This is a genomic window from Modestobacter sp. URMC 112, from assembly GCF_053502575.1.
Genome location: NZ_CP199957.1, coordinates 131,444 through 148,296, shown reverse-complemented (window position 1 = coordinate 148,296; position 16,853 = coordinate 131,444). Strand labels below are relative to the sequence as shown.

The 16,853-nt window shown below is 73.4% G+C and carries 11 protein-coding genes and 2 tRNA genes; 12 read left to right on the top strand and 1 reads right to left on the bottom strand.

Annotated features, from left to right (window positions below):
* Positions 1–96 precede the first annotated feature (96 nt).
* The 12 genes from recF to ACWIX6_RS00650 all read left to right on the top strand — a co-directional run bounded on the left by recF (position 97) and on the right by ACWIX6_RS00650 (position 15,266).
* Entirely contained in the window at positions 97–1,278 is a 1,182-nt protein-coding gene (gene recF / locus ACWIX6_RS00705; RefSeq protein WP_448614925.1) for a DNA replication/repair protein RecF, read from the top strand.
* Positions 1,271–1,771: a DUF721 domain-containing protein gene (locus ACWIX6_RS00700; protein ID WP_448614924.1), complete on the top strand. Its 501-nt coding sequence runs from the start codon at positions 1,271–1,273 to the stop codon at positions 1,769–1,771. Before recF ends, ACWIX6_RS00700 begins: the two co-directional genes overlap by 8 nt.
* Before the next feature lie 10 nt (positions 1,772–1,781).
* Positions 1,782–2,786 (top strand): hypothetical protein, encoded by a 1,005-nt coding sequence (locus tag ACWIX6_RS00695; protein WP_448614923.1) that lies wholly within the window; start codon positions 1,782–1,784, stop codon positions 2,784–2,786.
* A 12-nt stretch (positions 2,787–2,798) separates the two neighbouring features.
* Positions 2,799–4,568, top strand: a complete 1,770-nt coding sequence (locus ACWIX6_RS00690; RefSeq protein ID WP_448617024.1) for an ABC transporter ATP-binding protein — start codon at positions 2,799–2,801, stop codon at positions 4,566–4,568.
* Between the two features lie 125 nt (positions 4,569–4,693).
* Complete coding sequence (locus ACWIX6_RS00685; protein ID WP_448614922.1) at positions 4,694–6,109, top strand: APC family permease; 1,416 nt, start codon at positions 4,694–4,696, stop codon at positions 6,107–6,109.
* Positions 6,110–6,416: 307 nt separating this feature from the next.
* Positions 6,417–8,462 (top strand): DNA topoisomerase (ATP-hydrolyzing) subunit B, encoded by a 2,046-nt coding sequence (gene gyrB, locus ACWIX6_RS00680; protein WP_448614921.1) that lies wholly within the window; start codon positions 6,417–6,419, stop codon positions 8,460–8,462.
* Between the two features lie 106 nt (positions 8,463–8,568).
* Positions 8,569–12,297 (top strand): intein-containing DNA gyrase subunit A, encoded by a 3,729-nt coding sequence (gyrA, locus tag ACWIX6_RS00675; RefSeq protein ID WP_448614920.1) that lies wholly within the window; start codon positions 8,569–8,571, stop codon positions 12,295–12,297.
* Positions 12,298–12,440: 143 nt separating this feature from the next.
* Positions 12,441–13,208 carry a DUF3566 domain-containing protein gene (locus ACWIX6_RS00670; protein ID WP_448614919.1) on the top strand — a complete coding sequence of 256 codons (768 nt, stop codon included), beginning with the start codon at positions 12,441–12,443 and terminating at the stop codon, positions 13,206–13,208.
* A 203-nt stretch (positions 13,209–13,411) separates the two neighbouring features.
* Positions 13,412–13,485: transfer RNA gene (locus ACWIX6_RS00665), tRNA-Ile, on the top strand.
* A 93-nt stretch (positions 13,486–13,578) separates the two neighbouring features.
* Positions 13,579–13,719, top strand: coding sequence for a DLW-39 family protein (locus ACWIX6_RS00660; RefSeq protein WP_448614918.1), 141 nt, complete (start codon positions 13,579–13,581; stop codon positions 13,717–13,719).
* A gap of 31 nt (positions 13,720–13,750) precedes the next feature.
* Positions 13,751–13,823: transfer RNA gene (locus ACWIX6_RS00655), tRNA-Ala, on the top strand.
* Between the two features lie 657 nt (positions 13,824–14,480).
* Positions 14,481–15,266 (top strand): HAMP domain-containing protein, encoded by a 786-nt coding sequence (locus ACWIX6_RS00650; RefSeq protein WP_448614917.1) that lies wholly within the window; start codon positions 14,481–14,483, stop codon positions 15,264–15,266.
* 40 nt (positions 15,267–15,306) lie between these two features.
* On the opposite strand, the gene ACWIX6_RS00645 is transcribed toward ACWIX6_RS00650, so the two are convergent.
* On the bottom strand, positions 15,307–16,815 hold the full coding sequence (locus tag ACWIX6_RS00645; RefSeq protein ID WP_448614916.1) for an AMP-binding protein: 1,509 nt from the start codon (positions 16,813–16,815) through the stop codon (positions 15,307–15,309).
* Positions 16,816–16,853: the final 38 nt, after the last annotated feature.

Here is a 16,853-nt window from a genome sequence, read left to right as displayed (position 1 = left end):
CCGCCACTCGCGAGCTCGCGGCGGGACCCTGCAAGGGGGCCTGACACGGGGGCCGCCCGAACGGTCAGTGAACGGTCCGCTGGGAGGCTGGAGAACGTGTACGTCCGGCACCTGCAGGTCGGGCAGTTCCGCAGCTGGGAGTCCGCCGACCTGGCGCTGACACCCGGCCCGACCGTACTGGTCGGCCGCAACGGCCAGGGCAAGACCAACCTGGTCGAGGCGGTCGGCTACCTGGCCACGCTGGGCAGCCACCGGGTCTCCTCGGACGCGCCGCTGGTGCGGCACGGCGCCGCCCAGGCGGTGGTCCGGGCGGCGCTGCGGCGCGACGAGCGCGAGCTGCTGGTCGAGGTGGAGATCAACCCGGGCCGGGCCAACCGGGTCCGGGTGAACCGCTCGCCGCTGCCCCGCCCCCGGGAGCTGATCGGCCTGGTCAAGACGGTGCTGTTCGCCCCCGAGGACCTGGCGCTGGTCCGCGGCGACCCGGCCGAGCGGCGCCGGTTCCTCGACGACCTGCTGGTCAGCCGCACCCCGCGGCTGGCCGGCGTGCGCAGCGACTACGACCGGGTGCTCAAGCAGCGCAACGCGCTGCTGAAGACGGCGCGGCTGGCCCGCGGCAACGCGCTGGCCACCCTGGACGTCTGGGACGGCCACCTCACCGAGCTGGGCGGCCAGCTGCTGGCCGCCCGGCTGCGGCTGGTCACCGACCTGGCGCCCTACGTCGCCGAGGCCTACGCGGGGGTGGCCGGTCCCGGGGCGGACGCCGCGGCGCTGGGCTACCTGAGCACGGTGCCGCTGGCCGGGGACGGCGACCCGGTGGATCCGGCCCGTCCGCTGCCGGGGGCCGAGGAGCTGGCCGCGGCCCTGCAGGCGCAGGTGGCGCAGCGGCGGGCCGAGGAGGTCGACCGCGGGGTGACGCTGGTCGGTCCGCACCGCGACGACCTGGTGCTGCACCTGGGGCCGGCGCCGGCCAAGGGCTACGCCAGCCACGGGGAGTCCTGGTCGTACGCGCTGGCGCTGAAGCTGGCCTGCTTCGCGCTGCTCCGAGCCGAGGGGGAGGACCCGATCCTGGTGCTGGACGACGTGTTCGCCGAGCTGGACGCCGGCCGCCGCACCGCGCTGGCCGCGGTCGCCGCGGGCGCCGAGCAGACGCTGGTCACCGCCGCGGTGGCCGAGGACGTGCCCGCGGCGCTGCGCGGCACCCGGGTGCTGGTCGCCGACGGCCACGCCCGGGTGCTCGTGCCCGAGGTCGGCGTGGAACTGGAGCCGGCCGGTGACTGACGAGCGGCCGGCCCGGCCCTCCGACATCGCCCGCGCCGCGCTGGACGCCGCCCGGGCCGCCTCGGCCGCCCGGCCCCAGCCGACCCGGCGGCGGGTGGCCGGCCCCCGGCGCCGGTGGACCGGGCCGCACCCGGGCGCCGACGACCCCCAGCCGCTGGGCTCGCTGGTCGAGTCGCTGGTCAGCCAGCAGGACTGGACGGCGCACACCCGGGTCGGCTCGGTGTTCGGCCGCTGGGACGCCCTGGTCGGTCCGGACATCGCCGAGCACTGCCGGCCGCAGACGCTGTCGGAGGGGGAGCTGCTGGTGGTGGCCGAGTCCACCGCCTGGGCCACCCAGCTGCGGCTGCTGGCCCCCTCCATCCTCGCCAAGCTGCACGCCCAGGTCGGCGGGGACGTCGTGACCCGGCTGCGCGTTGTCGGTCCGACGGCCCCGAACTGGAAGAAGGGGCCCCGCACCGTCCGCGGACGCGGACCGCGGGACACGTACGGATGAGAGGGACGCGATGAGCAGCCCACGGGACGGCGACCGGGACGAGACCGGGGACGCCGGCCGGGACGGTCAGGGCTGGCAGGAGCCGGCCCACCTGGGACGCCCCGACGACGGCACCGGCGAGCCGGCCGGCCCGTCGTCCGGTTCGTCCGGCTCGTCGGCCTGGCAGCCGCCGGGCTGGGACCTGCCGGCCGTCGAGCCAGACCGGCCGCGGGGCGGGCCCGACGGGCCGGTCCCGCCTGCCGTGCCCCCTGCCGTGCCGTCTGCGGCGGCGCCCGCACCGGAGCAGCGCCCGGACCCGGGCTGGGAGGCCCCGGTCGGCGACGAGCGGCAGGGCGAGGCGGCCCCGGACACCGAGCAGGACCCGCGGGCCGGTCGGCGCGGGCTGTTCGGCGGTCCGCGCCGCCCCCGCCGGCCGACGGAGCTCGAGCAGGTGTTCCGGCGCGAGGACGACCCGGTGGGGCTGCAGGCCTGGGGGCTGCACCACGGCTGGGTGCCCTCGGACGGCACCGCTCCGGAGGACGGGCCGCTCGCCGAGCTGGTCCGGTCGGCGCCGGTGCGGCCCACCCGAGACCACCGGCCGGGCAACGTGCTGCGCGGCCGCGGGATGGGGCTGGACCTGGTGGCCTTCGACGTCGTCTACGCCTCGGGGCGGTACCAGGTGCCGCAGTGGGCGGTGACCGCGGCGCCGGTGCTGGGCGAGGCGCCGGCCTTCCGGCTGTCGCCCGCCCGGCTGTGGAAGCACGGCACCGGCGGTCTGCTGCAGGTCCCCAGCGGCGACGCCGAGTTCGACACCCGCTGGGTGCTGCTGGCCGCCGCCGACGGGCCGCAGGTGCGCCGGCTGGTCGAGGACCCGGTGGTCCGGCAGCTGCTGCTGGGGACCGACGACGGCGACGAGCTCTGGTCGGCCGCCGGGTTCGTGGCCGCGATCCGGCCGGACGGGCACCGCCCGCAGCTGGTCGAGCACCACGCCCGGGTGCTGTCCGTGGTGGTCGGTGCGCTGGCCGTGGCCGGCTGAGCCGGTGCGGCCCTGACCGCCGCGGAGGACGGCGCCCCGCCGACCGCCGGGCTGCGCGAGCTGCTGCCGCTGCTGCACCCGCACCGCCGGGCGCTGGCCGGTGCGGCGGCACTGTCGCTCGTCTCGGCCGCCGCCGCCCTCGCCCAGCCCGCGGTGATCGGCCGGGTGATCTCCGCGGTCGGGGAGGGGCGGGCGGTGCTGCCCGGCGTGGTGCTGCTCGTCGCCGTCCTGGTCGCCGCCGCCGTCCTGGGCGCGGGCCAGCAGTACCTGCTGCAGCGCACCGCCGAGGGCGTGGTGCTGTCCACCCGGCGGCGCCTGGTGGACCGTCTGCTGCGGCTGCCGGTCGCCGAGTACGACCGCCGGCGCACCGGGGACCTGATGTCGCGGGTCGGCTCGGACACCACACTGCTGCGCGCCGCGGTGACCAGCGGCGTGGTGGAGATCGTCGGGTCGGTCGTGGTCGGGGTGGGTGCCCTGGTCGCCATGGCGCTGGTCGACGTCTGGCTGCTGCTGGTCACCGTGCTGGCCGTCGGCGTCGGCGTCACCACCGCGGTGGTCGCCGCCCGCCGGGTCCGGGCGTACTCCCGCCAGGCGCAGGAGGAGGTCGGCGCGATGAGCGCCGCGGTGGAGCGGGCGCTGTCGGCGGTGCGCACCATCCGGGCCAGCGGTGCCACCGCCCGGGAGGTCGCCGCGGTCGGCCTGAGCGCCGAGCGCGCCTTCACCGCCGGCGTCCGGGTCGCCCGGCTGGAGGCGCTGGTGGCCCCGGCCGGCTCGATCGCGGTGCAGGGCGCGTTCCTCGCCGTCCTCGGCCTGGGCGGCTACCGGGTGGCCACGGGCTCCATCTCCGTCGGCGACCTGGTGGCCTTCATCCTGTACCTGCTCCTGCTGGTCATGCCGCTGGGCCGGCTGATCGGCTCCTGGACCCAGCTGCAGACCGGGCTGGGCGCGCTGGCCCGGGTCCAGGAGGTCCTCGCGCTGGACCCCGAGCACGACGAGCGGCCCGAGCGGCCGTCCGCCGGCGTCTGGCCCCGGGTGCCCGCGGCGGGCGACCCGGTGCCGCTGCTGGAGCTGTCCGGCGTGGACTTCGGCTACCCGGACGGGACGACGGTGCTTCGTGGGGTGTCCTTCACCGTGCCCGCCGGCAGCCGGACGGCGCTGGTCGGACCGTCGGGCGCAGGGAAGTCCACGGTGCTGGCGCTGGTCGAGGGCTTCTACCCGCTGTCCGGCGGCGTCGTCCGCTGGGCCGGCACCGACGTGCGCGAGCTGCCCCGGGCGGCGCTGCGGGCCCGGATCGGCTACGTCGAGCAGGAGGCGCCGGTCCTGGCGGGCACCATCCGGGAGAACCTGCTGCTCGCCGCACCGGACACCCCGGAGGAGCGGCTGTGGGCGGTGCTGGCCGAGGTGGGCCTGACCGGGGTGGTGCAGCGCTCCCCGCGCGGCCTGGACGTCGCGGTCGGGGACGACGGGGTGCTGCTGTCCGGCGGGGAGCGGCAGCGGCTGGCCATCGCCCGGTCGCTGCTGGCCTCCCCCGCGCTGCTGCTGCTGGACGAGCCGACGGCCAGCCTGGACGCCCGCAACGAGGGCCTGCTGCGCCGGACGCTGGCCGCCGCGTCCGCCGACCGGGCGCTGCTGGTGGTCGCCCACCGGCTGTCCACGGTGCTGGACAGCGACCAGATCGTGGTGCTGGACGGCGGACGGGTGACCGCGGTCGGCACCCACGCGGAGCTGCTGGACAGCAGCCCGCTGTACCGGGAGCTCGCCGAGGCCCAGCTGCTCGCCTGAAGCAGGACCCTCTGTCTGGTTCCACGTGGAACGAGCTGCGGGGTGGACAGCGTGTCCGGGGGGCACGACGATCACGGCACCGGCCAACGACGGTCGTCCCGGACACCCTCTCGCTGGAGGCCCCGATGGCCGACACCGTGCGCACCGACGAGCTGACCGTCGACGGTCAGCCCAGCCTCAAGCGGGTGATGGGCCCGGGCCTGCTGCTGCTCTTCATCGTCGGCGACATCCTGGGCACCGGCATCTACGCGCTCACCGGCCAGGTCGCCGCACAGGTGGGCGGGGTGGTGTGGCTGCCGTTCCTGGTCGCCTTCCTGGTCGCGCTGGTCACCGCCTTCAGCTACCTGGAGCTGGTCACCAAGTACCCGCAGGCCGCCGGCGCGGCGCTGTACACGCACAAGGCCTTCGGCATCCACTTCGTGACGTTCCTGGTCGCCTTCGCGGTGATGAGCTCCGGGATCACCTCGGCGTCCACGGCGGCCCGGGCCTTCAGCGCCAACGCGGCCAGCGTGTTCGGCCTGCGCATCGAGGACGGCATCGGGATCACGCTGATCGGGCTGGGGTTCATGGGCCTGGTGGCGGCGATCAACAACCGCGGGGTGGGCGAGAGCGTCAAGACCAACGTGGTGCTCACCTGCGTGGAGCTGTCCGGGCTGCTCATCGTGATCGGCGTGGGCCTGTGGGCCCTGGGGCTGGGCGAGGGCGACTTCTCCCGCGTCACCGAGTTCGACACCGGTGACCGCTCGGTGGTCGGTGGGGTCATCGCCGCGACCGGCCTGGCGTTCTTCGCGATGGTGGGCTTCGAGGACTCGGTCAACATGGCCGAGGAGTGCAAGGAGCCACGGAAGATCTTCCCCAAGGTGCTGCTCGCCGGCCTGCTGGCCACCGGCCTGATCTACGTGCTGGTGTCGATCTCGGCGATCGCGCTGGTGCCCGCCGACGAGCTCAGTCAGGGCGACACCCCGCTGCTGCAGGTGGTCGAGGCCGGTGCCCCGGGCTTCCCGATCGGCCTGTTCGGCGTGATCACCATGTTCGCCGTCGCCAACTCGGCGCTGATCAACATGCTGATGGCCAGCCGGCTGGTCTACGGGATGAGCCGCCAGCACGTGCTGCCGCCGCTGCTCGGCAAGGTCCACCCGAAGCGGCGCACGCCGACGACGGCGATCCTGTTCACCACCGCGCTGGCCTTCGGGCTGATCACGTTCGTCGGCGCGGTGCCGGCGCTGGGCGGCACCACCGCGCTGCTGCTGCTGATCGTGTTCACCGTGGTCAACGTGGCGGTGCTGGTGCTGCGCAAGGACCCGGTCGACGCCGACCACTTCCGCACCCCGACCGTGCTGCCCGTCGTCGGTGCGCTGGCCTGTGCGTTCCTGGCCACGCCGTGGGCCGGCCGGCCGACCGAGCAGTACCGGATCGCGGGCGTGCTGCTGGCCATCGGCGTCGTCCTCTGGGGGGTCACGGTGCTGATCAACCGGCGCACCGGCCCGGCGGTCCCGGCGCTCGACCCCGAGCGGTTCACCAAGGGCGGCCCGGTGAACTGAGGAAGGACCCCATCGCCCCCCACCCCTCGCTCCGCTCGGCGCGGGCCGCTGCGAGGGGCGTGACCAGCTCACCGCTCAGCGGACCCAGGACGGCGTGTCGGGCCGGGGGGCAACACGGGTGGTAACGCGTGTTCCGGGAGAGGCTCTGGCGCGACGTCAGGGCGTGGAACGCGAGGTCCTGTCGTCACCACCCGGTAAGCTGGAGGCGACACACCGCCAGCAGCCCGCTGAGAGCCGCTCTGCGCCCCGCCGCCTCCGTCGTCGGTACCGCGCGCCCGGCTGCGGCTGCGCGAGAGAAGGGCCCCCAGTGGTCGCAGCACCCAGCACCCCGGCAGCCGAGAACACCTACTCCGGCAGCTCGATCACCGTCCTCGAGGGTCTGGAGGCGGTCCGCAAGCGCCCCGGCATGTACATCGGCTCCACCGGCGAGCGCGGCCTGCACCACATGGTGTGGGAGGTCGTGGACAACGCCGTGGACGAGGCGCTGGCCGGGTACTGCGACACGGTCAAGGTGACCCTGCTGGCCGACGGCGGTGTCCGGGTCGAGGACAACGGCCGTGGCATCCCGGTCGACATGCACCCGGTCGAGAAGCGGCCCACGGTCGAGGTCGTCCTGACGATCCTGCACGCCGGCGGCAAGTTCGACGGCAAGAGCTACGGCGTCTCCGGTGGTCTGCACGGCGTCGGCGTCACCGTGGTCAACGCGCTGTCCACCGAGCTGGACGTGACCATCTGGACCAAGGGCACCGAGTGGCGGCAGCGGTACGCCGAGGCCAAGCCCGGCCCGCTCCAGGAGGTCGGCCCCACCGACAGGCGCGGCACGTCGATCACCTTCTGGGCCGACCCGTCCATCTTCGAGACGACGGTCTACTCGTTCGACACGATCAACCGCCGGCTCCAGGAGATGGCCTTCCTCAACAGGGGCCTGACCATCGTGCTGCGCGACGAGCGTCCCGGGCACGGCAAGGCCGACACCGGCCTGGCCGACGAGACCTCGGTCGCCGAGGAGGCCCCGGCCGCCGGGCACGAGAGCGAGGCCTTCGAGCCGACCGAGGTCACCTACCGCTACGACGGCGGCCTGGTCGACTACGTCACCCACATCAACCGCCGCAAGAGCCCGATCCACCGCTCGGTGATCAGCTTCTCCGCGGAGGGCGTCGGCAAGAACGACACGGCGATGTCGCTGGAAGTGGCGATGCAGTGGTCGGATGCCTACTCCGAGTCGGTGCACACCTTCGCGAACATCATCAACACCCATGAGGGCGGCACCCACGAGGAGGGCTTCCGTGCGGCGCTGACCTCCATCGTGAACAAGTACGCGGTGGACAAGAAGCTGCTCAAGGAGAAGGACGACAAGCTCACCGGCGACGACATCCGCGAGGGCCTGGCGGCCATCGTGTCGGTGAAGCTCGGCGACCCGCAGTTCGAGGGCCAGACGAAGACCAAGCTCGGCAACACCGAGGTCAAGGGCTTCGTGCAGAAGGTCTGCAACGACCAGATCAGCCACTGGTTCGAGTCCAACCCGGGCGAGGCCAAGACCATCATCACCAAGGCCGCGTCGGCGGCCCGGGCCCGCCGCGCCGCCCAGGACGCCCGCAAGCTGGCCCGCAAGAACCTGCTCAGCAACAACTCGCTGCCGGGCAAGCTGGCCGACTGCCGCTCCAGTGACCCGCGCAACTCCGAGGTCTACATCGTCGAGGGCGACTCGGCCGGCGGGTCGGCGAAGTCCGGGCGCGACTCGATGTTCCAGGCCATCCTGCCGATCCGCGGGAAGATCATCAACGTCGAGAAGGCGCGTATCGACCGGGTGCTGAAGAACACCGAGGTCCAGTCGATGATCACCGCCTTCGGCACCGGCATCCACGACGAGTTCGACGTCACCAAGCTCCGCTATCACAAGATCGTGCTGATGGCCGACGCCGACGTCGACGGCCAGCACATCCGCACGCTGCTGCTGACCCTGCTGTTCCGGTTCATGCGCCCGCTGGTCGAGGGCGGCTTCGTCTACCTGGCCAACCCGCCGCTGTACAAGATCAAGTGGGGTGGCAAGTTCGGGGACGAGTACGTCTACACCGACCGCGAGCGCGACGCCGTGCTCAAGGCCGGCGCCGAGGCCGGCCGGAAGCTCCCCAAGGACGACGCCATCCAGCGGTTCAAGGGCCTGGGCGAGATGGACGCCAAGGAGCTGTGGGAGACCACGATGAACCCGGAGTCCCGGATCCTGTCGCAGGTCACCCTCGAGGACGCCGCCGCCGCGGACGAGCTGTTCAGCGTGCTCATGGGCGAGGACGTCGTCGCCCGGCGCAGCTTCATCACCCGCAACGCCAAGGACGTCCGCTTCCTCGACGTCTGAGGAAGGACCCCCCTGCCCCCCGCCGCTCGCGAGCTCGCGGCGGGCCCCTGCAGGGGGGCCACTGACGTACTCGCCTTGACGCACGACCCCTCCGGAGAGAGAAACCGTGACCGAGACACCCAGCCGCGACCGCGTCGAGCCGGTCGACCTCCAGCAGGAGATGCAGCGCAGCTACATCGACTACGCGATGTCGGTCATCGTCGGCCGCGCGCTCCCCGACGTGCGCGACGGCCTCAAGCCGGTGCACCGCCGGGTGCTGTACGCGATGTTCGACCAGGGCTTCCGCCCGGACCGGGCGACGGTCAAGTGCGCCCGCGTGGTCGGCGAGGTGATGGGCAACTACCACCCGCACGGTGACTCGTCGATCTACGACGCCCTGGTGCGGCTGGCCCAGCCCTGGGCGATGCGCTACCCGCTGATCGACGGCCAGGGCAACTTCGGGTCACCGGGCAACGACCCGGCCGCGGCCATGCGCTACTGCGTCACCGGGAACACGCTCGTCCGAACGGTCGAGGGCACGGTCACCCTGGACGAGCTCGCCGAGGGCATGGCCCCGAACAGCGAGCGTGAGCTCGGCCTCAAGGTGCTCGACCGCAACGGCGATCCCGTGCTGGCCAGCACGCTCTTCCACTCCGGCGTGCACCCGGTCACGAAGCTGACCACCACCGGTGGCTTCGAGCTGACCGGCACCGGCAACCACCCGGTGCTCTGCCTGGTCAGCGTGCTCGGAGTCCCCACCCTGCAGTGGAAGCTGCTGGACGAGGTCCGACCGGGCGACCGCGTCGTCCTCCAGCGCCAGCCCCGCGAGGAGGTCGACGTCCCGTCGACCGGCGACGCCGATGCCGCGCTGCTGGCCGGCGCCTTCGTGAGCGAGGGATGGGTCTCCGATCGGCGGGCGGGCTTCAACAACGTCGACCGCGACTACTTCGACGCTGTCCTGTCCGCCTACGACCGGCACGTCGGTGGAGCGCGGTACGTGTCGTCCCGGGTCATCGCGTCCGGCAGCACGCTGCACGAGCTCGACGTCCAGGACCTGACGGCTCTGCGCCGGACCGACCTCGCCGAGATGACCGGTCAGCGCAGCGCGGCCAAGGCGGTCCCGGCGTTCATCTGGCAGTCCACCACCGGCACCCGGCGGGTCTTTCTGCAGGCGCTGTTCGAGGGCGACGGCTCCTCATCGCTGCTGCCGCGCAACACCATCCAGATCAGCTACTCGACCCGCAGCGACCGGCTGGCCCGCGAGGTCCAGCAGCTGCTGCTGGAGTTCGGCGTCGTCTCCAGCCTCTGCCGGTACGAGGGCGGCGAGATCAAGGTGGTCGTCACCAACCGCCGGGATGCCCGGTTGTTCGCCGCGAACGTCGGGTTCCTCGGCCGGAAGCAGCAGAAGCTGCAGACCGAGCTGGCTCAGGTGCCGGTGACGTCCACCGCGATGTCGGCCGACCACGTGCCGTTCGTCGCCGAGTTCCTCCGTGCCACCGGTGCCGACCGCTGGACCGAGCGCGACTGGCTGCGCCGCCACAACATCGACCGGGTGGAGCGGTGGGAACGCGACCGCGACCTGATCGAGGCCCGCATCACCAACGCCGAGGCGCTCGCGGTCGTGGCCCCGCTGGTCGACGGCCGCTTCCACTACGCCGAGGTCGCCTCCGTGGTGGACGCCGGGCGGGCGCCGGTCTTCTCCCTGAAGGTGGAGAGCGACGACCACTCCTTCCTCACCAACGGGTTCGTCAGCCACAACACCGAAGCCCGGCTGACGCCGCTGGCCATGGAGATGCTGCGGGACATCGACGAGGACACCGTCGACTTCCAGCCCAACTACGACGGCAAGAACCTCGAGCCGCTGGTCCTGCCGTCGCGCATCCCGAACCTGCTGGTCAACGGCTCGGCCGGGATCGCGGTCGGCATGGCCACCAACATGCCGCCGCACAACCTGCGCGAGGTCGCCGACGCCGTCTTCTGGATGCTGGAGCACCCCGAGGCCGAGGCTGAGGAGGCGCTCGCCGCCTGCATGCAGCGGGTCAAGGGCCCCGACTTCCCGACGCACGGCCTCATCGTCGGCCGCGAGGGCATCGAGGACGCCTACCGCACCGGGCGCGGCTCGGTCCGGATGCGGGCCGTGGTCACCGTCGAGGAGGACGCCCGCGGCCGGGTGCAGCTGGTGGTCACCGAGCTGCCCTACCAGGTCAACCCGGACAACCTGGCCGAGGCGATCGCCGACGCCGTCCGGGACGGCCGGCTGCAGGGCATCAGCGAGATCGCCGACGAGTCCAGCGACCGGGTCGGCCGCCGGCTGGTGATCACGCTGCGCCGGGACGCGGTCGCCAAGGTCGTGCTGAACAACCTCTACAAGCACACCCAGCTGCAGACCACCTTCGGCTGCAACATGCTCTCCATCGTCGACGGCGTCCCCCGGACGCTGCGGCTCGACGAGCTGGTCCGGCTCTGGGTGGCCCACCAGATCGAGGTCATCGTCCGGCGCACCCGCTACCGGCTGCGCAAGGCCGAGGAGCGCGCCCACATCCTGCGCGGCTACGCCAAGGCCCTGGACCACCTGGACGAGGTCATCGCCCTCATCCGGCGCAGCGAGTCCGCGGAGGCCGCGCGCACCGGCCTGATGGAGCTGCTGGACGTCGACGAGATCCAGGCCGTCGCGATCCTGGACCTCCAGCTGCGCCGGCTGGCCGCCCTGGAGCGGCAGCGGATCCTCGACGAGCTGGCCGAGATCGAGGCCCGGATCGCCGACCTGCTGGCGATCCTGGACTCCCCCGCGCGGCAGCGGCAGATCATCCGCGACGAGCTGGCCGAGATCGTGGAGAAGTACGGCGACGACCGGCGCACCCAGTTCGTGGCCAACGACGGTGACGTGTCCATGGAGGACCTCATCGCCCAGGAGGAGGTGGTCGTCACGATCACCCGCACCGGGTACGCCAAGCGCACCAAGAGCGACCTCTACCGCAGCCAGCGCCGCGGCGGCAAGGGCGTCATGGGCGCCACGCTCAAGCAGGACGACCTGGTGCAGCAGTTCTTCGTGGGCTCAACCCACGACTGGATCCTGTTCTTCACCAACAAGGGCCGGGTCTACCGGGCCAAGGCCTACGAGCTGCCCGAGGCCGCCCGAAACGCCCGCGGCGCGCACGTGGCCAACATCCTGGCCTTCCAGCCGGACGAGAAGATCGCCCAGGTCATCCAGATCAAGGACTACTCGGTGGCGCCGTACCTGGTGCTGGCCACCGCGCGGGGCCAGGTGAAGAAGACCCGGCTCACCGACTTCGACTCCCCCCGCAGCGGCGGCGTCATCGCGATCAACCTGCGGGAGAACGACGAGCTGGTCGGCGCCGCGCTGATCAGCCCGGACCAGAACCTGCTGCTGGTCACCCGCAAGGCCATGTCCATCTGCTTCAAGGCCAACGACGAGCAGCTGCGGCCGATGGGGCGGGCGACGGAGGGCGTGCGGGGGATCTCGCTGTCCGACGACGACACCCTGCTGTCCATGATCGTCGTCCAGGAGGGCGTCGACGTGCTGGTGGCCACCGAGGGCGGCTACGCCAAGCGCACCGGCATCGAGCACTACCCGGACCAGAACCGCGGCGGCAAGGGCGTGCTCACCGCCGACCCGAAGGCGCGCAAGGGCGCGCTGGTCGGCGCCCTGGCCGTCGTGCTCGGCGACGAGCTGTACGCGATCACCTCCGGGGGCGGCGTCATCCGGACGCCGGTCAACGGCGTGCGGCACACCCGGGACCGGGCCACCATGGGCGTCAAGCTCATGAACTTGCCTGAGGACGTCTCGATCGTGGCGATCGCGCGTACGACGGACAACGACGAGCCCGACGCCTAGGCTGAGGCCGATGCCGCACCCGTGACCGGGTCCTGTCGTCCCAGGTCACGGGTGTGCAACGACCACGGCACTGACCGGCGCGACGCCTGCCCGGCGACGGCCACAGCGAAGCGGCACACGCCGCTGGGGGACGGGAGACAGGCATGAGCGACCGGACGAGGGGTGCGGTGCGTACCGGCTTCCGGGACGACGCCAGGGTGGTCGAGGCCCCGGCCGGCCCGCCGGCGGACGACGCCCGCCCGGCGAGCACGGGTCCGGTGAGCTCGGCGGGAGTCGGTCCGGTCGCCGGTCCGCCCGGCGCCGGTCCCCGGTCCGCAGCCGAGGAGCCCGCCGGCGGCGCGGCCGGCGGCCCCGACGTGGGCTCCCGGCCCTCCGGTGCCCCCTCCCGGCCCGCCGGAGCCGACAACACCGTCGCGGTCGGCCCGGCGAACGCGGCCGGCCCGGCCGGCGCAGCCGGCGCGGCGGCGGCTGCCCAGCGCCCCTCCGGTGCCAAGACCGGCGGCGGCGGCAAGGCGCGCGGCACCGCCGGCCGCGGTCCCCGCCGGGCGCGGCTGCAGCTGCGGCACATCGACACCTGGTCGGCGCTGAAGATCTCCCTCGTCGTCTCCATCGCCCTGTTCTTCGTCTGGATGGTGGCCGTCGGCGTCCTGTTCGGGGTGCTCAACGGCCTCGGGGTGTTCGACACGCTCAACAACCTGTTCGGGCAGCTGGGCAGCGTCTCCGCAGAGGGGGGCGAGGCCGCGGGGGGCAGCGAGGTCATCACCGCGGGCGTCGTCTTCGGTGGTGCCGCGGTGATCGGCCTGGTGAACATCGTGCTGCTGACGGCGCTGTGCACGGTCGGCGCGGTGGTCTACAACCTCTGCTCGGACCTGGTCGGCGGCGTGGAGGTCACCCTCTCCGAGCGTGAGTGAGAGGAAGGACCCTCCTACCCCCCACCGCTCGCCAGCTCGCGGCGGGCCCCTGTAGGAGGGCCGACCGCCCTCCTCACCCCTCGCACGCTCGGGGCGAGCCTCGGGACGGGGCCTGACCCTGCCCCCCCACCGCTCGCCAGCTCGCGGCGGGCCCCTGCAGGAAGGCCCCGCACCCCGGCCAGGTAAGCTCTTCCTCGGTCCACGGGCCTGTAGCTCAGACGGTTAGAGCGCATCCCTGATAAGGATGAGGCCGGAGGTTCAAGTCCTCCCAGGCCCACCCGTGCACCGGTGACCGGACGACGGCGCCGCGGCGACGGACACCGGTCGCCGCGGCCGCGGCGACCGACACCGTTCGAGGAGGTCACCCCGCGTGCTGAAGAAGCTGGCCCTGGCGGCACTCGCCGCCGGTGCGGTGGCCGCCGTCCGCAAGCGCAGCACCGGCAAGGGCGAGGCCGACCTGTGGGCCGAGGCCACCCGCGGGCCGGGAGCGGTCAGCAACCCCCGGCCGTGACGCCCGGTGCGGCCCGCCGCACCACCACCTCGGGGACGTAGCTCAATTGGCAGAGCACCGCCTTTGCAAGGCGGGGGTTAGGGGTTCGATTCCCCTCGTCTCCACTCACCACCCGTGCGGACCGGCCGCGGTCAGGGGCCTGTGACGGAGCCTCCGACGGGCCCCCAGTACGCCGCGGTCCGCAGCTCGTCCGCTGATGCGGCCGCAGTGTGTCCAGCCGGTCTGCCCCGTCGTGCACACGTCGTCGTGGACAGGCCGGCTCCTCGGCGGGAGCAACTCGTGCCGCATCGTCGTCGCGTCCTCGTCCTGCCGCGACAGGCACTCGGGCGAGGCTCCCGACGCATCTCCTCCCGGCAGGCCTCCGAAAAGGCCATTCACCCGTACAGGAGAAATGGTCCATGGCGGTTCCCGGTCGACGGTGAGAGCGATCGAACGGATCAAGAAAGAACATTCGACGACAAGTCGACCGGGCGCATTTCTGCCCGTTGCAACAATTGGATAAAGTGCGTGGCGTGTTCCCAGGAGTCACTTCCGTCCCGGGCGCATCCTCATCGCGGGCGCCCTGGAGTGCCCGGCCTTCGCAATGACGCAGAGGGCCACTGCCTCACGATGAGGGAAAGACAATGGCCATTTCGGTCCCCCCGCCGCCCCGCGCCCGCGCCGCCCGCTCGACGTCCTCCGACAGGCGGACCGGCACGACACTGCTCATCGCCTTCGTCCTCGCCCGCATGTCGCTCCTGCTGCTCACGAGGAGGGCCTCAGTGGACGCGGCGTGCGTGGGCCACTGCTCCTCGGTCACCAGCCAGGACGACGACCTGGCCGCCATCGACGCGGCACGCAAGGCGGTCACCGGTGACGTCCACACCGCGCCGACGCTGACCGACGACGCCCCCCTCCAGCTTCGGCGCACGCCGTCGCTGGACCGGCCTCTGCGGGCCGAGGTACGTCCGCTCGGCGTCCCCCGGGCCGGCTCAGCCACGGCGACGCGGACGATGAGCAGCACGCTGGTCCTCGCCGGCCTGATCGGGCTGCTCGGCGTGTGCGGGGCAGCAGCCTCCATCGTCCACACCGTCACCGGACCGGTCCGCCGCGCGGTACGCGTCCTGCAGGCACCGGAGAAGGGCCGCCCGGGCCGCCGCTTCCGGCCGACCACCCTCCGCGAGCTCCAGGACATGTCCCGGGCGGTGGACACCGCTGGTCACGACCCCTTCAGCGCGGCCCGAGCGATCGGAGCCGACGCGCGGAGCCTGTCACCGGCCTCCGAGGGGCCGACGGCGACGTCGGGCCCGCCGTCCTCCGGCGCCGTGGAGCTCCCCACCCCGGCCGCGGGCTCCGTGACGACGACCCGCTACGCCGCTGCCCGTAGCCGGGCGTTCGGGCCCACGACGGCCCTGTGGCACGCCGTGGAGCTCGATCGGCTGGCCGGCGCGAGCCGGGGGGCCTGCGAGACCACCGTCTGCGGGTCCCTGGTCCGGATGAGCACCGAACAGAGCTGGCCGGTCCCCGCCCGTGACGTCTGCCCGGCCTGCTCGACCCTCGCGCACTGACGACCACCGCCGGGTGGGACCGCTGTCGACCGGGGCTGGTCTAGGACGTCCGCTGCGCCCGCAGCGCGCTGCGCCGCACCTTGCCGTCGTCCCCGCGCAGCGGTTCCCGGACCAGCTCGATCGTCCGGGGCACCTTGTAGCCCACCAGCCGCGCCGCGACGTGCCGCCGCAGCTCCTCGGCGTCCACGTCGCCGTCCCGGCCGCCCACGTCGACGATCGCGTGCACGCGCTCACCGAGGTCCTCGTCCGGCAGGCCGATGACCGCGCTCGACCGGACCGCGGGGTGCGCGTCCAGCGCCGCCTCCACCTCCGCCGGGTACACGTTCGCCCCGCCGCACAGGACGACGTCGGCGCTGCGGTCGGTGAGGTACAGGTAGCCCTCCTCGTCGAGCCGGCCCAGGTCGCCGAGGGACTCCCAGCCGTCGACCGAGCGGGCCTGCGCCCCCAGGTAACGGTAGGTGGAGCCCGGTCCGCCGGCCGGCATCATGAACACCTCCCCGACCTCCCCCGGCGGCAGCTCCTGTCCGTCCGGGCCGAGCACCCGGAACCGCGAGCCCAGCGCGGCCCGGCCCACCGACCCGCGGTGCTCCAGCCACTCCGGGCCGGTGATGACCGAGATGCCCTGGGACTCGGTGCCGGCGTAGACCTCCGTCACCCGCTCCGGACCCAGCCACCCCAGCCAGGCCTCCTTGAGCCAGGGCGGGCAGGGGGCACCCAGGTGCAGCACCGTCCGGAGGCTGGACAGGTCGTAGGCCGCCCGGACCTCGGTGGGCAGCCGCCAGATCCGGTGCATCATCGTCGGCACCAGCAGCACCCAGGTGATCCGGTGGGCCTCGACGAGCCGCAGCACCTCCTCGGCGTCGAAGCGGTCCATCACGGTCAGCGTCTGCCCGGTGAACAGGCCCCGCATGGAGTAGATGAACGGGCCGTTGTGGAACAGCGGGCCGGGCACCAGCTGGGCGCCCTCCACCGGCAGGAAGGGGACGGCGGGCGTGGTCGGGTCGACGACGCCCGGGGTCCCGGACAGGATGATCTTCGGCCGGCCGGTGCTGCCGCCGGAGGTGGGCGCCTTCCACGACGCGGCCACCCGGTCGGGCAGCGGCGCGTCGGACACGTCGGGGGGTGCGGTGAACCCCGCGGGCAGGGCCGGCCGCCCGCCCGTCCCCGTCGTCGTCCCCACCACCAGCGCCGGGTCGGCGAGCTCGAGCAGCGCCGCGCGCTCGGCGTCGGGCAGCGTGGCGGCCACCGGGGCCGGGGTGGCGCCGAGCTTCCAGGCCGCGGCGCAGGCCAGGTAGAAGTCGATCCCGTTGGGCAGCGCGACCTGCACCAGGTCGTCCTGCCGCACGCCCAGGTCGGCGTAGCAGCGCGCCAGCCGGTTGCTGTCCCGGTCCAGCTGCCGGCGGGTCAGGCTGCGGCGCGGGTCGCGGACGGCGACGCGGTCGGGGTCCTGCTCGGCCAGCCAGGACAGCGCCCGGCCCAGGGACATCGGCGTCCGGGGGAGGACGCCGACCGCGGCCGGGGAGGGGGTCGAGGTGCCGATGCGGGGCAACCTACTCCAGCCCGGGGCCCCGTCCGGGGCTCCCGGAC